At 45.5% G+C, this 15,268-nt stretch carries 14 protein-coding genes; 6 read left to right on the top strand and 8 right to left on the bottom strand.

Going from position 1 to position 15,268, the window contains the following annotated elements:
- The first annotated feature begins 129 nt into the window (after positions 1–129).
- Positions 130–1,137, top strand: coding sequence for a protein-methionine-sulfoxide reductase catalytic subunit MsrP (gene msrP, locus NO989_RS11825; protein ID WP_156086508.1), 1,008 nt, complete (start codon positions 130–132; stop codon positions 1,135–1,137).
- Positions 1,138–1,234: 97 nt separating this feature from the next.
- Positions 1,235–1,894, top strand: coding sequence for a sulfite oxidase heme-binding subunit YedZ (locus NO989_RS11820; protein ID WP_014976752.1), 660 nt, complete (start codon positions 1,235–1,237; stop codon positions 1,892–1,894).
- 22 nt (positions 1,895–1,916) lie between these two features.
- Here NO989_RS11820 and NO989_RS11815 read toward each other — a convergent pair whose 3' ends face one another.
- Positions 1,917–2,315, bottom strand: coding sequence for a YqaA family protein (locus NO989_RS11815; protein WP_371342620.1), 399 nt, complete (start codon positions 2,313–2,315; stop codon positions 1,917–1,919).
- Positions 2,316–2,643: 328 nt separating this feature from the next.
- Between NO989_RS11815 and NO989_RS11810 the strand changes: the two genes are divergently transcribed.
- The 3 genes from NO989_RS11810 (at position 2,644) to NO989_RS11800 (ending at position 5,516) form a co-directional block, all read left to right on the top strand.
- On the top strand, positions 2,644–3,054 hold the full coding sequence (locus NO989_RS11810) for a hypothetical protein (protein ID WP_014949757.1): 411 nt from the start codon (positions 2,644–2,646) through the stop codon (positions 3,052–3,054).
- A gap of 253 nt (positions 3,055–3,307) precedes the next feature.
- Positions 3,308–3,925, top strand: a complete 618-nt coding sequence (locus NO989_RS11805) for a YchJ family protein (RefSeq protein WP_371342602.1) — start codon at positions 3,308–3,310, stop codon at positions 3,923–3,925.
- 175 nt (positions 3,926–4,100) lie between these two features.
- Complete coding sequence (locus NO989_RS11800) at positions 4,101–5,516, top strand: alpha-amylase family protein (RefSeq protein WP_083605958.1); 1,416 nt, start codon at positions 4,101–4,103, stop codon at positions 5,514–5,516.
- A gap of 79 nt (positions 5,517–5,595) precedes the next feature.
- Here the strand turns inward: NO989_RS11800 and NO989_RS11795 are convergent, their stop codons facing one another.
- The 4 genes from NO989_RS11795 to NO989_RS11780 form a co-directional block, all read right to left on the bottom strand.
- Positions 5,596–6,570 carry an NADPH:quinone oxidoreductase family protein gene (locus tag NO989_RS11795; RefSeq protein ID WP_014949760.1) on the bottom strand — a complete coding sequence of 325 codons (975 nt, stop codon included), beginning with the start codon at positions 6,568–6,570 and terminating at the stop codon, positions 5,596–5,598.
- A 74-nt stretch (positions 6,571–6,644) separates the two neighbouring features.
- Positions 6,645–7,703, bottom strand: a complete 1,059-nt coding sequence (locus tag NO989_RS11790; RefSeq protein WP_156086510.1) for a phosphotransferase family protein — start codon at positions 7,701–7,703, stop codon at positions 6,645–6,647.
- 49 nt (positions 7,704–7,752) lie between these two features.
- Positions 7,753–8,988 (bottom strand): acyl-CoA dehydrogenase family protein, encoded by a 1,236-nt coding sequence (locus tag NO989_RS11785; protein WP_014949762.1) that lies wholly within the window; start codon positions 8,986–8,988, stop codon positions 7,753–7,755.
- A gap of 11 nt (positions 8,989–8,999) precedes the next feature.
- Positions 9,000–9,686 carry a histidine phosphatase family protein gene (locus NO989_RS11780; protein WP_014949763.1) on the bottom strand — a complete coding sequence of 229 codons (687 nt, stop codon included), beginning with the start codon at positions 9,684–9,686 and terminating at the stop codon, positions 9,000–9,002.
- Between the two features lie 338 nt (positions 9,687–10,024).
- Between NO989_RS11780 and NO989_RS11775 the strand changes: the two genes are divergently transcribed.
- On the top strand, positions 10,025–12,655 hold the full coding sequence (locus NO989_RS11775) for a TonB-dependent receptor (RefSeq protein ID WP_371342600.1): 2,631 nt from the start codon (positions 10,025–10,027) through the stop codon (positions 12,653–12,655).
- Here the strand turns inward: NO989_RS11775 and NO989_RS11770 are convergent.
- The 3 genes from NO989_RS11770 to NO989_RS11760 form a co-directional block, all read right to left on the bottom strand.
- A complete protein-coding gene (locus NO989_RS11770) occupies positions 12,652–13,644 on the bottom strand; it encodes an XdhC family protein (RefSeq protein WP_156086512.1) in 993 nt (330 codons plus the stop codon). The genes NO989_RS11775 and NO989_RS11770 overlap by 4 nt on opposite strands.
- Before the next feature lie 27 nt (positions 13,645–13,671).
- Positions 13,672–14,349 carry a DsbA family oxidoreductase gene (locus NO989_RS11765; RefSeq protein ID WP_156086513.1) on the bottom strand — a complete coding sequence of 226 codons (678 nt, stop codon included), beginning with the start codon at positions 14,347–14,349 and terminating at the stop codon, positions 13,672–13,674.
- An 82-nt stretch (positions 14,350–14,431) separates the two neighbouring features.
- Complete coding sequence (locus NO989_RS11760) at positions 14,432–15,247, bottom strand: SGNH/GDSL hydrolase family protein (RefSeq protein ID WP_371342599.1); 816 nt, start codon at positions 15,245–15,247, stop codon at positions 14,432–14,434.
- Positions 15,248–15,268: the final 21 nt, after the last annotated feature.

The raw sequence follows: 15,268 nt of genomic DNA, 5'->3' as shown, positions 1-15,268 counted from the left end.
TTGAAATGAAAAGACCGTACTCTCGGTCTTTTTTATTATGTTGAACTTACTCGTTACATTAACGTAGCTAAATGTACTGGGCGAAGTGACGACCATTTCTCATAGTCTTATCATAATTTAGGTGACGTAATGCCAAAACCATTTAAACCCTCAGTAAAATTAACTGATAACGACGTAACCAATGAAGACGTTTACAAGAGTCGCCGTTCATTGCTCAAATCTATGGGCTTTGTGGGAGCGTCTACGCTGTTGGCGAAGTCGGCAGGCGCTGCCGGTTGGTTTTGGGAAGATGAAGAAGAGAAGGCAGCGTTTAAGGGAAAGGCGCTGGAGTTTAGTCAGCCCCCTGAGTTTCAAATAACGGAAACCCGAACGCCTGAAGATAAAGTGACCAGCTACAACAACTTCTATGAGTTTGGCACATCTAAAGATGCACCAGCCAAAAATGCGACTGAATTTCAAACTAATCCATGGACGTTAAAAGTTGACGGGATGGTTAAAAACCCCATTGAGCTTGATCACGATGCCTTGACAAAGCGTTTTCCCCTTGAAGAACGCATTTACCGCTTGCGCTGCGTGGAAGCATGGTCGATGGTGGTGCCTTGGATTGGGTTTGAGTTGGGGGCGTTGTTAAAACAAGCCGAGCCATTAATGTCAGCCAAATATGTGGCATTTGAAACTTTATATGACCCTGAGCAAATGCCCGGTCAACGAAGCCGCTTTACCGGTGGTGGTATTGATTACCCTTACGTAGAGGGTTTGCGTCTTGACGAAGCCATGCACCCGTTAACGCTCATGTCGGTTGGTCTTTACGGGAAGACCTTGCCACCTCAAAACGGCGCGCCTATCAGGCTTGTTGTACCGTGGAAGTATGGTTTTAAGAGCATTAAGTCTATTGTGAGAATTCGCCTTACCGACAAGAAGCCGCCTACCACATGGAATCGACTGGCTGCCAACGAGTATGGCTTTTACGCCAATGTGAATCCAAACGTGTCGCACCCAAGGTGGAGCCAGGCCAGCGAGCGTAGAATAACCACAGGTGGGCTACTCGCCAGAAATCGCATCGACACCCAAATGTTCAACGGTTACAGCGAAGTCGCGCCGCTATACAAAGATATGGACTTGTCCCGTTATTACTAGCTGGTACGTTTTATAGGGCTACGAGCAAATAGCTAGCCCTTCTAACCAATATCTCATGACCGAAGCTATTAAACATTATTATTAAGTTGTTCATTTAATGCCGTTAAGAAAAAAACCATTTCGACTCTCTGTTTGGCAACGCCGCAGCCTAAAAGGTCTTATTCACCTTTTCGCATTGGGCTATATCGCCTGGTTGTTTTTTGCAGGGGTAACCGATCAGCTTGGTCCAGACCCTGTAAACACGCTCATCAATGAGACTGGAACCTGGGCAATTCACTTTCTTTTACTAACGCTTACTCTTAGCCCACTTGCTAAATGGCTACCAAGCCCAGAACCGATGCAATTCAGACGTATGATTGGCGTATACACCTTTGTGTACGCCTTTGCACACCTGCTCACATACATTGTGTTTGAAATCCAGCTTGATATGGCACTAGTGGCTAGCGAGATAGTAAGCAGGCCATACATCATTGTTGGCATGGCAGCGTTACTTCTTCTTTTTGCTCTCACCGCTACGTCGTTCAAGCGTATCCAGCGCAACATGGGAAAAAAGTGGCAGAAGCTTCACAACAGCATTTACCTGATCCTGCCCCTTGCACTACTTCATTTCAGCTGGTCGCAGAAGACGTTTTGGCAAGAGCCCGTTTGGTATTGGATGATTGGACTGATATTAATGAGCCCAAGAATGAAGCTGTGGTATGTGACGTATCAGAAGAAAAGCCAAAAGAAGTCGAGAGGCAAAAACGCAGTGGCGTGAGAAAACTAAAGTCGAAAACCTTTTAAACAAGTACGTAAAGCAGCGCAGCATAACGCGCTGTTTTACTGAGCGTTACCGCGAGAATAAAAAACCAAAACGGGCATCTAAGTACACCTGCTACTAAAGTAATAGGGTCGCCAATAATAGGTACCCAGCATAAAAACAAGCTCCACTTCCCCCACTTTGTAAAGGTGTAGCTTGCACGTTTAAACGCCGCTTCGCTCACTTTTAACTTATCGGTCGCAATTTCTTTTCCGAACTTGAAGCCCAATGCATAATTAACCACCGAGCCAAGTACATTTCCCAACGAAGCAACAACAAGCAACAACACCCAGTTCAACCCACTACTGTATAAAGCACTAAGCACGATTTCAGAACTAAAAGGCAATATAGTGGCTGCCAAAAATGCCGATAAGAACATCCCCAAGTAGCCTAAATGTATTAATGCGCTCAACGCTCCTCCAGCTTTATACAGTAGTTTTCTATGTAAAATTCGCGCGCATCTTACCTTAATCGGAGTATGAATACTTCCTTCAGAATTCGATAGCACAAAAAAACCATTATCTTTTATGTAGTTACTGAGAAAACACCAATTTGTGTGAAAAAAGTACAACTAAATACTTGCCAAAGTCCTCCTTTAAGAATACTGTATACACATACACACTGTACAAGCAACCAGTATCAATCAATAACAATATTCCTGAAGTTCGATTTATGAACTTAAGGGCAAATGCATAAAGGGTTTTACTATGAACACATCTTCAGTTTCACGATTCAATGCTTTACGCGCTTCGGTTTCAAATGTTGTTCAACTACCTTTGCCGATAGAAGGGTTTCCTAGCGAAAAACAAGGTAATGGAAAAGGAAGTAACGACAAAGGTTGGAATTATCTGCTTTCAAATACGGTGTCGTTTTCGAAAACTGTAGATCACGCTATCCGTATTCAAAAACCTGAAAAAGAAAAAATGCCCGAATGGATCAGTAAGCTGATTACAGGTGGCCAGTGTAAAACACTGTATGTGGAAAACATTGATTTAGACCTTCAACCAACCGACAGTGAAATGATCAGAAAGCTGTGTGAGCTTTATTCTGTCAGCCTAGTGAATGTACGTGTTAACAGTATTAATGACGAACAAAACGTAGCATTAGGTCCTTGGTAATACAAAGCCTGTTTATGCTTACATCTTGCGTTTGCCCCATCTTACGTTAGCCTGAGTAGCGGTGCGTAAACAAAACCTAAATATCTATTTTCATACAACTCTTTGGCTTGAAATCTCTGACATGTACCCTCTGGCATGGACCGCCAAGGAATCTTTGAATATCGGCAATATTTACGTCTAAAAAAGTTGGAGCTCACGCAACTTATACTTATACTGTAGCGCTTTGTTTTACTCTTAAACTGCGAGTTGTCTTATGCGCTGCTACTGTTGCTCATCAAAATCCTTCGACGAATGCTGCGGGCCTTTTATTAAGGGTGATAAACACCCTAGTTCTGCAGAGCAACTTATGCGCTCCCGTTTTTCAGCCTACGCTACAGCGCATTATCAGTATATTCTTGAAACCTACACCAAAGAAAAGCAGCAGGGTCTTTCTGTAGAGGATTTGGCGCAAAGCGCACAAGGTGCGACATGGTTCGCACTTAAAGTTCACCCCACTCTAGCGGCTAGCTCCGTAGATAGCTTGGTAGGTAACTCGGTCAGTAGTACTGAAGATAGTTCGATAGACAGTACTGTACATGCCGACGCTAAAGTCGAAGCAGTAACCAACGCCGAGCCAATCTCTAAGACTAATTTAAAGTCCATCTCCAAACCCAATAATGCCATTGTTGAATTCACTGCTTACTATTTTGAAAATAAAAGCATGTATCAGCTTCACGAAACGTCGAATTTTAGTGTTGAAGACGGTAAGTGGCGTTATCACGACGGCGTATTACACGACGACTGCGGCAAAATTAAATACGGGAGAAACCTACCTTGTGTTTGCGGTAGCAACAAAAAATTCAAACAGTGCTGCGCAACTAAGAGCCGCTAACCCAATTGCAATAACTAACTGTACTCCCTTCCCTGCGCATCTTGATTGTTCACCTTTCCTTTAATTTAAAATTAAAGGTGAATTGAATACGTATGCATGATGTTTATTATTTGTAAACAAAATGTAAGCATTACTTTCATCTTTTATCTCGCTTCCACATAAAATAGGACACACTATGAAGATGAAGAAACATGCGGCTGGCGTTCTAATAGGCGCAGCACTGAGTACATTAAGTTATCAAAGCTATGCCGACGTTATACTACACGCATTTAACTGGACCTACGACGACGTAGCCGCAAAAGCCCAGGAAATTGCGGATCTTGGTTACACCAAAGTACTTGTTTCGCCTGCTTATAAATCGACAGGTGATCAGTGGTGGGCGCGATATCAACCACAGGACTATCGAGTTATTGATAACCCACTTGGTGACACTGCTGACTTTCAAGCGATGGTTAATGCATTAAATGCCAAAGGTGTAGAGACCTATGCGGATATTGTCTTTAATCATATGGCGAACGAAGCATGGAAACGTTCAGACTTAAACTACCCCGGAAGTGAAATACTACAGCAGTACTCTTCAAATCAGGGATACTACAATGGCATCACATTGTTTGGTGATGTAAGTAGCGGCCTTTTTGGCGGTGGTGACTTCCACGGTACGTATGATCAAGGTGGCCCTAAGTGCATTAGTAACTACAGCGACGTGGGCGATGTTCAGTACAATAGATTATGCGGCGCCGCGCCAGATCCTGGCTTGCCCGACCTAGACCCCAATAATTGGGTAGTAGCCCAGCAAAAAGCGTATCTTCAGGCGTTAAAAGACATGGGTGTAACCGGTTTCCGCGTTGATGCTGCAAAGCACATGACCAACTATCATATCAACGCGGTGTTCGACAGCAATATAAAAAACGGCGTGCATGTTTTCGGAGAAATAATTACCACGGGCGGTGCAGGCTCTAGTGAGTATGATAACTTCCTTGCACCTTATTTATCAGCAACAGGTCACTCGGCCTACGACTTCCCGCTTTTCGCGCAGATACGCAGTGCATTTAGCTTCGGTGGTTCGATGAATGCCTTAGTTGACCCAGGAGCGTACGGTCAGGCTTTATCAGGCGACAAGGCCATCACATTTAGTATTACCCACGACATCCCGCTAAACGACGGCTTCCGCTACCAGTTACTTGACCCTACCGACGAACATTTGGCAAATGCCTATGTACTAGGCCGTGACGGTGGTGTTCCATTACTGTACTCAGATAACAATGAAAGTGGTGATAATCGTTGGGTAGATTTGTACAAGCGTGATGACATCAAGGGTATGGTTAAATTCCATAACGGAGTTCAGGGCAGTGGCATGCAAGTGGTAAGTCATAATGACTGCGTTATTTTCTTCAAGCGTGACCATCAAGGCGTTGTGGGTATTAATAAATGCGCAGACGGCCAAGATATATGGGTAGATACATCTACGGACAATTTGTGGTGGTATAGAAATTACCGCGATACGTTAAGTAATGATGTGCAATATATTACAACTCAGTGGCACAAGTTCTATGTACCAGGAAGAAGCGCCCGAATGTGGCTTATGGAATAACCCACTGTTAACAAGAAAAGCCTGAACATCGATTGTTCAGGCTTTATTGTTAAGTTACCCACGTGTCAGGCTTGTAGGATCAGGGCACAAGCACCATCTTACCTTTCACTTCCCGGTTCATTACCTTGGCCATGGCTTTCGTTGCTTGTTCTAAGGGTAATGCTTCATCTACGACCACCTTTACCTTACCTTGCACATACCAAGTTAAAAGCTCTTGCATGTTTTCCGCAAAGCCTTTTGGATCGTGCTGAGTAAACGAACCCCAAAATACCCCCATGACTGAATAGCCTTTTACCAGCGCCAAATTAACCGGGAATTTCGGGATCTCACCGCCAGCAAAGCCAACCACAAGTAAACGCCCTTCCCATGCCATACTGCGGCTGCAAGCGTGGAATGTGTCACCGCCAACGCATTCATAAACTACATCGACACCTTTGCCGCCTGTGACTTCTTTCAGCGTTTCTTTGAGATCTTTTTCTTTGTAGTTAATTAAAACGTCTGCGCCATACTCTTTAGCAAGCGCCAGCTTTTCTTCTGTTGAGCAAACTGCAATAACTTTAGCGCCCATAATCTTGCCTATTTGCACTGCTGCTAAGCCAGTACCACCCGCTGCGCCGGTTACAACCAGTGTTTCGCCTGGCTGCAGTTTTGCGCGCTGCTTTAACGCGTGATGTGCTGTCGCATGCGCAGTTACAAGAGCAGCCCCCTCATTAACATGGATGGGATCAGGTAACGGCATAACATGAGTGGCAGGGATCAGCGCTTTTTCTGCGTAACCACCTAAGTTAGACAACGCAATAACTCGTTGCCCTTCTTTTAAATGGCTTACGCCCTCACCTACTTCAGATATGGTGCCTGCCACTTCATTGCCAGGAATAAACGGGAAGTCTGGCTGCATTTGATACAGACCTTGCACCAATAGTCCGTCTGGAAAGTTCACCCCTGCGGCTTCAACATTTACGACTACATGCCCTTTTTTTACTTCTGGGTCTGCAACGTCTTTAAATTGAAGTTCTTCAAGTGGTCCAAAAGATTCGCATACAATTGCTTTCATACTGTCTCCAGTTGCTTTGTTCGACGAGCACGCTATTGATAGCATGACATGTCATTAAATACGTTATATGGCGTTTATTCGCTTTGGTGAATGGTTTGGTTCGCAATTTGCGCCAGAGGTCGCACCATTGCGCCTAATTGCATAGCCTTCTCGCTTGACGCATTGCCATCGTGTGCGCGTTTTACCACGCCTTGTAAAATAGCGGCTAAACGGAAAAAACTAAATGCGAGGTAAAACGTCCAATTGCTAATGCCATCAATACCTCTTCGCTCGCAATACGCATTGATATATTCTTGTTCGCTTGGAATGCCTAACTGCTCTCTGTCTAAACCACCTAACCCAGCTGCGTGCGCAATGTCAGAGGGAAGGCGCAACTGCATACATTGGTAAGCCAAATCGGCATACGGATGCCCCAACGTTGATAATTCCCAATCAAGCACCGCGACTACTCTTGGTTTTTTAGGGTCAGACATATCAAACATCATATTGTCTAAACGAAAATCGCCATGGACCAACGAGACTTGACCATCATCTTTTGGCAGGTTGATTTCAAGATACTGAATAAGACTTTCAATTTCTTCAACATGCTCAAGTTCAGATGCACGATACTGCTTGGTCCACCTGCTTAGCTGACGTTCAAAGTAGCTGCCAGGCCTTCCATAATCGCGTAAGCCTGCGCTTTCAATATCTACGCTGTGAAGCGCTGCAAGCACCCGGTTCATTTCATCATACATGGCACCACGAGTAGCAGAAGATGCTATTTCAGGCAGTGCGCTATTCCAGAAAATGTCACCTTCAACATAGGCCATAATGTAAAACATGCTACCGATTATGCTGGCATCTTCACATAAATGGTACGCTTTGGGCACAGGCACTTCTGAGCCCTGCAACGCGTTGATAACGCGAAATTCTCGGTCAACTGCATGGGCCGATTTCAGTAATTTGCCCGGAGGTTGACGGCGTAATACATAAACGCCGTTATCCGTAGTAAGTTTAAACGTCGGGTTCGATTGCCCACCCGCAAATTTCTCAGCGCTTTTGACGTGCCCAATACTCGGGCACGCAGAAGATAAATACGAATTCAGCACTGCTAAATCTATGACATGTGGGGCTTTCGCATTGTCTTTAGACACATTCACTCCTTACCCGTAATTTTTTGTATTGTTTATTTACAACACTGACTTATTCAGCGACTGCTTTTTCAGCAATAAGATTACGACCTAACTGCATCATGTGAACCTGATCAGGGCCATCTGCCAGCTTGATAGTACGCGCATAAGCGTACATGGCAGACAATACGAAATCTTGGCTTGTACCTGCAGCGCCGTGCATCTGAATGGCATGGTCGATAACGTTACAGGCCATAGTAGGTGCAACTATCTTGATAGCAGCGATAAGGTCGCGCGATACTTTGTTGCCATAGCGATCCATCTTATCAGCCGCTTTCAACGTAAGCAGACGCGCCTGTTCAATATCACAGTGCATCTGCGCAATGCTTTCTCTAACCGATTGCTGTTTTGACAACGGTTTGCCAAACGCCACTCGGCTTTCAACTCGTTCACAGGCCATATCGAGCGCGCGCTGTGCACAGCCAATAAGGCGCATACAATGGTGAATACGGCCCGGGCCTAAGCGCCCTTGCGCGATTTCAAAACCACGCCCTTCACCAAGCAGTAAGTTTTCTGCCGGTACACGTACGTTTTCAAACAAGACTTCAGCATGACCAATAGGCTCGTCGTAATAGCCCATTGCTGCCATTGGGCGAACAATAGTTACACCCTTGGTGTCCATAGGAACTAAGATTTGAGACTGCTGCTGGTGACGAGGCGCATCGAAATCAGTTTTGCCCATTACCACCATAATTTTACAGTTTTCATTCATAGCACCGCTGGTGTACCACTTACGGCCGTTGATAACGTATTCATCGCCATCGCGCTTAATGGAAGTTTCGATGTTTGTCGCGTCACTTGATGCCACTGCAGGCTCTGTCATAGCAAAGGCTGAGCGTATTTCCCCGTTTAAGAGAGGCTCTAACCACTGCTTTTTCTGACTCTCGTTACCGTATTTCGCCAGCACTTCCATATTGCCGGTATCTGGCGCACTACAGTTGAAGATTTCAGAGCTAAACAAAACTCTGCCCATTTCTTCACAAAGTGGTGCATACTCTGCGTTAGTCAAGCCCGCGCCATATGGCTTATATTCCTCAGGTAAAAATAGATTCCAAAGACCCGCTTCTTTTGCACGCTTTTTCAATGTATGCATCATTTCAGGCGTTTTCCAACGACCTTCGCCATTGTTGGCAGAGCCATTTTCTACGGCGTGAATGTATTCCTTTTCAATTGGATACACTTCTTCTTTCATAAACGCTTTTAGTTTTTCTAAAAGTGCTTGGGTCTTTTCATTATATTCAAAGTTCATAACTGCCCCATTTAGCTGTAGGTAATGGCGTGTAACCTGTCAATCACATCCAGGTGAGGTACGCTGTTGAAGTTATTAAGGTGAACGCCTCGCGCATTGGCAAAGCATTGAGAAAAACTGGCATTTCGGATCTGCAAATTCATATTTACAACGGTGGCCGCATCGTAGCCAAGAATGTGTTTGAGCATCATGGCAATTGCACCGCCAGAACTCACAACGAGAACACGCTTCGCATCTATACTTTGAAGGTGCGTGAGCATACTGTGAACTCTGTCTTCGAACTGACCCCATGTTTCATCAAGGAGTTCATGCGCCAATTCGTCTTGCGACCAGGCAAGCATTGCTTTTTTTAGCAATCGGTAATATTCAGAAGGCGAAGCACCTTCAGGTACTTTTGCTTCTGGGTAGCGTGTTAAATAGGCGGTAGCCACTGCCTGAAAATTGAATTCATTCAGTGCACTATTCACTGTAACTTCAGGTAGCGTATAGTCTTCAGTAGCAATACCCGAGGCAATACCGTCTTTGGTTTCGTGATGCCTAACCATGTCGCCAGAGAAAACTGCATCAAATTCAACATTGCGATGCTTGAAATAGTCACCAAGCCAAATGGCCTGTTGCCCACCCAGTTCACTAAGTTTGTCATAGTTCGCTTTGCCAAAAGACGCTTGACCATGTCGCACTAAATAGATGTCTGTCATACCGCTGCCTGATGTTATTAATATGTTAACTTTCAACCAACATACTAAGGAAAACAGCGATATAAGTTTAATTGATATTTTGAATGAGTATGCATCATGTGAAACTATTCACTGCCAAATATCCGTTCGCTTTTTGCACGTTACGAACAAAATTTGACATGATAGCTTCAAATGCGTGCAATATATGTTCATTAGATTGTATAGTGAAAAAGCACTACACGACGTCATAGGGAAGTTGGCGTATTTAAAATGTAAAGGACTGTACGCATTTGGACGCGACCTTGTCGTGATTAATTTTGTTTAAAGCCCCCCGCTTTTGAAAAATAAAAAGAACCAAAATGAAGTCACTTACACACGCTTTGTCTTGTAATAGCTTAAGCATATCTACACCACAAAACGCCATTACGCGTTGCCTGTGTAGTTCGCCGTTTATTGCCTCTATTGTTTCGTCGACACTTGCTTTGGCTCCCCACGCTCACGCCGATGAGAATGCTCTATCTACTCCGCATAACAAAAAGGCGCTGGAACACATTGTTGTACAGGCGCAAAAGACCAGTCAAAACTTGCAAGATGTGCCCGTTGCGGTCACTGCGCTCTCAGGTCAAGACCTAGTTGAAACCGTAAGCCGAGATGTGTTTGACCTGCAAAACTACGTACCTGCTTTTGGCGCGTTTCAAAATCAAAGCGTAACAAATTCAGGGTTTTCAATACGCGGCATTGGCACGTCTTCACAAAACTTCGGCTTCGAGTCTTCGGTGGGTTTATACGTAGATGGTGTGTACCGTGCACGACAAAACGCGTTAATTAACGACTTAGTCGATATTGAATCTATTGAAGTGTTGCGTGGGCCACAGGGCACACTATTCGGAAAGAATACTGCCGCTGGCGCAATGACGTTAACTACGGTCGCACCTTCACACTACGAGCGCGACGGCTTTGCCGAAGCCATCATCGGCAATGGTAACTTGGTTCGTTTAAGCGCAGGCTCATCGTTTTCGCTTATCGACGATGTACTTGCCATGCGGGTTTCGGGTTTTAGCTCTCATAGCGACGGCTTCATTACCGATGAGCGCAGCGGGCAAACCCTGAATAACCGTAACCGTTCTGCGATAAAAGCACAGCTGCTTTACACTCCAACAGCTGACATTAGCGTACGGCTTATCGCTGATTACGGCGAGCTAGATGAACGATGCTGCGGCGCACTTACTTTTCAAAACAACATTCAGGCTAATGACATAGCGGGTAAATTTGGCACTGATGCGCTGCTGCTACAACCGCCATTCAATGCGACTATTTACGGGCGCGATAACTTTTATGACTATAAAACCTCGCTGTCGCAAACTCCCCTTTCAAAAATGAAAGACAAGGGACTATCAGTTCAATTAGATGTGGCTTTAAACAAAGCATGGGATTTAGTGAGCATAAGCGCGTACCGCGCGTTTGACAGCTTTGATACGGTAGATACCGACTTTTCTGATGCGGACCTTCTTACTGCCACTAACGACGCCAAGCAGCAGTCGTTTTCTCAAGAAATTAGATTACATTACACCAGTGAAGATGTGCGCGGTTTAATAGGTGTTTACTATTACAGCCAAAACTTAGATCTAACCTTTGATACTACCACGCAAGATGATTTTAGTGCGTTCTTTAATGCCGCCGCGCCCGATCTGCTGCCTTTGGCTAACGCCATCAACGAGCTATCTGCAGTTACATCAGGCTTTATTGCGCCTGCTGCAGCACCCGCGCCGTCCGGTACTGCTTTCGCGCACAGCGCCTATCAAGAGCAAGATAGTATTGCTTTATTCTCTCAGCTGGATTGGCTGTTAAACAGTGATTTCACCTTAACAACGGGCTTACGCTATACCCGCGAAGAAAAGTCGATTGTCGGAGCCTACGATGAGCAAGGGCCTGGTATTGACGGACTGACTCAAGACCCAGCGCAATGGCCTAATGTAGGTCGTGCTGTATTTGGGTTACAAAACATCGCTGCTGCGTTAGCGGCGGGACAAGCTCCTACAGCACAGTCCCTTAACGCAATAGCACCATTTCAACAAGCGGGCTGGGGATATTTTTTCTTGGGATCTGCAGCGGTTATGCCGCGCCCTGACTTAAACGAAGAGCTTGATGATTCACAGTTAACCGGCACGGTAAAACTGGCTTATCACCCTAATGACAACACGCTAACCTACGCTAGTTTTGCGACTGGTTACAAAGCTGGCGGTACGAATACCGACAGAATCTTACCTTCGCTTAGCCCGCTTTTTGATGCTGAAAAATCGCGAAGTGCTGAAATAGGTATAAAACACGATTTTGAAGAATACGGCGTGCGCGTAAATGCTGCGGCGCACTATACACAAATTAGCGACTTTCAGGCGACGACCTTTACCGGAACGGGGTTCAACCTGCAAAATGCGGGCGATATCATAGTAAAAGGCATAGAGCTTGAAGCCACATGGCTAATGACAGAAAGCACCGAATTACACGCTGTTGCATCGCGCACATTGGCGAACTTTGATGAGTTTAAACGCGGTACGTGTTGGGTTGCGTACACGTGGCAGACGGGCATTGACGATCCGGGCCGAGTGGCGCCTAACGACCCGTTCTGTTCAAGAGACGGAGACCGCGTAGGCTTCGAGCCTCAGAACTCACTGTCTCTTATGCTGAATCACTATTTCGAAGTTGGGAATTATCCAGCCTCCGCCAGTATTGACTACCAATACACGGGCGACGTATTTCTTGATGATGCGAACGACCCGTACAAATACGCTGACGACTTTTCATTATTTAACGTTCGCGTAAGTTTCACTATCCCACAATGGGATAGCGAAATTATTGCGTGGTCGCGCAACGTTTTCGATGAAGAGTACGTTGCACGAAGTGGCTTTGATGTACCCGTACAAACCGGAAAGATCATGGCCTACCCAGGCGCGCCTAGAAGCTTTGGCGTTACCTTCAGAAAGTCTTTCTAACGCTTTAAATGCGTAGGTTTGGTATGAAACACCGCATGGCACTGAGCAATAACAGACAGCGCTATATGCTCAGGTAGCTCACCACCAATGTCGAAACCAGCGGGGCTTGCAAAATACTGAGTAAAGTTGGTATCGCCAAGCCCGGCTAAATCCATAATTTCCTGCTTACGGTGCAGTGGCCCGAGCATTGCCGTATAGGTTAACGATTGCTTGCTTAGCACCTGCAGCGCCTTTGCATCAATTTCACGGTGATGGGACATAAGCACTGCTGCTTGAACGTTATGTTCGCCCATGTGAAGACGTAAGCCTTCAGTAGACGGGTCTTCAATCAAGTAATTTACCTCGGGAAAATGTTCAAGTCTTGCTTGTGCAGGCCTTGGATCCCAAAGGCTGACTAAATAGCCCTGCAAACTAGCAAGCTTAGTCATAAAGGTAGCGTCGTACCCACCTCCAACAACAAGTAGGTGGATAGGCGGCAGCATCAAAACCGACAAGATGCGCTTGCCATCAACGGTGTCTAGCACAGCTTTTCTAGGTTTAGCAGAATGGTCTTCCAATTCCGTGCAATCACCCAACGTACCGTCTACAGCGCAGCGCCACTCACACGCTTTTCCGTTTGATAAGCTTTTGCTAACCACATCCAACGATAAATACTGGTTACTCTCGTTAACTGGTACGAGTGCCAAGTGCACCACACCGCCGCATCCAACACCTAGCTTAAACGCGATGTCTTCTTCATCTTCATCGTCGTAAACCGCGGTACGACTAACCCCGTCTGTCATTACTCGCTGGGCTTTTTTAACGATGTCACTTTCTAAGCAGCCACCGCTTAATATACCTAACTGATGCCCAGCGTCACTAAACAACATCATGGCGCCTGCTTTGCGGTAGCATGAGCCTTCGGTTTTAAAAATAAAACCTAACACCCACTTATGTTTGTTTTTAAGTGGAAGCCACTGGGCCAACAAATGGTTAACGTGATTACTCATAACTACCTCTAAACCCGTTTAACTTGCTTATTGCTGTGATGCCGCTTGGGAAATAAATGCAGCCAATGTTGCTGGCTCTTGTGCCCCGGCTACGCCCTGATTACCAATGACAAAAGTAGGTACACTTTGGATACCGCGCTGCATCCAAAGGGCTTCTTCCTCGCGCACTGCTTGCGCGTATTTTTCACTCTTAAGCGCTTGTTCAGCTTCAGACTTATCAAGGCCAACCGTTTGTGCCAACGCTACTAGAACACCTAGATCATTAATGTTTTTACCGTCTGTGAAGTAGGCATTAAATAAGGCCAGCTTCATTTCTTCTTCAAGGCCGTTTTCTGCAGCAAAGTGAATAAGTTGGTGAGCCTTAAACGTGTTCTGCATGCGAGAGTCGTCAGTAAAGTTAAACGAAAAGCCTAATTGCTCGCCCGCTTCTACTAACCGTGCTCGGTTCTGCGCGCTTTGCTGCTCACTAATGCCGTATTTTTCCATTATGTGCTCGCGAAGGTTTTGCCCTTCTTCTGGCATATTGGGGTTTAGCTCGAAGGGGTGAAACTTAATATCCACTTCAATGTTATCAAGGGTTTTAATGGCTTCTTGCAAACGCTGGTACCCAACAATACACCATGGACATACTACGTCAGAAACCATATTAACTGTTACACTCTGCATACCGCTCGCACTTTGTACACCTTGCTCATTTGCTGCCATGATAGGCCTCGCTTTATTGATTTCATGAAGATATAAGGGCTTAGATAAGGTTACAAAAAGAAACTTCAACCCCACACTGCGATTATTTCGTCGCAGTTACATCAGTTTCTGCTGTGACTTTTGTTGTCGTGCCCATTGTGGTGCTGTAAAGCGTGGAAAGTTTTTCAAGGGCTGAGTGTACCCATATTTCATAGCCTTTCGTGGAGGGATGAAAGCCATCTTCTGCCATCAAACCACTTTGCTGAATATCCGTCATAGTTCCGCTCACATTAAGTGCACTAACATATAACATGTCTGCGTTAGCTAGGTCTGTTACGCTATCAGCCAAAACTTGGTTTAGTAGCCACGCACGGTAACCTAATAGTGCACGCAAAGGTTGCGGAAGCGCAGGAAAGCAATGAATTGGCGGTAGCGCAGTAAACAGTATTGTTTCGCACCCAAATTTATCTGACAGTAGCGTACTCATAGCATCGATGTTTTGTCGCCACCGTTTCAACGGTACAAATTTGGTCACGTCGTTAACACCAATAGAGACGAGCACCGACGAAAAGTGCTCGGCAGGCATTTCATGAAGAAGCTTGAGCACATCTTCACTTTTAAAACCTGTTTTAGCGTTCAACGTCACTCGCGTTGGCCCATGCTTAACAAGGTTTGAGTACAGCAGACCTGTGAGTGCCCCCATTTGCGTCGTTGCACCAACACCAGCGGCAGCAGAATCGCCTATAACCAAAACGTTATTAGTTAGCAGCAATTTACTATCGGCTGAGGCTAATACCCGCTCGCCGTCAGGCTCTGGCAGTACAGCTGTCTTTTTCCTCACCCACAATGCTTGAAGCAAAATGACTGGAAGAAGTAAAACAATTATCAGGTTTAATACCAAAACCTTGAAGTAGATCAAGTCAGCCTCCTAAGCAATCCA

The sequence above is a fragment of the Alteromonas sp. DY56-G5 genome, from assembly GCF_041414725.1.
Taxonomy (GTDB): domain Bacteria; phylum Pseudomonadota; class Gammaproteobacteria; order Enterobacterales; family Alteromonadaceae; genus Alteromonas; species Alteromonas macleodii.
The sequence above is the reverse complement of the archived record's forward strand: the minus strand, read 5'-3'. Positions and strand labels throughout refer to the sequence as shown.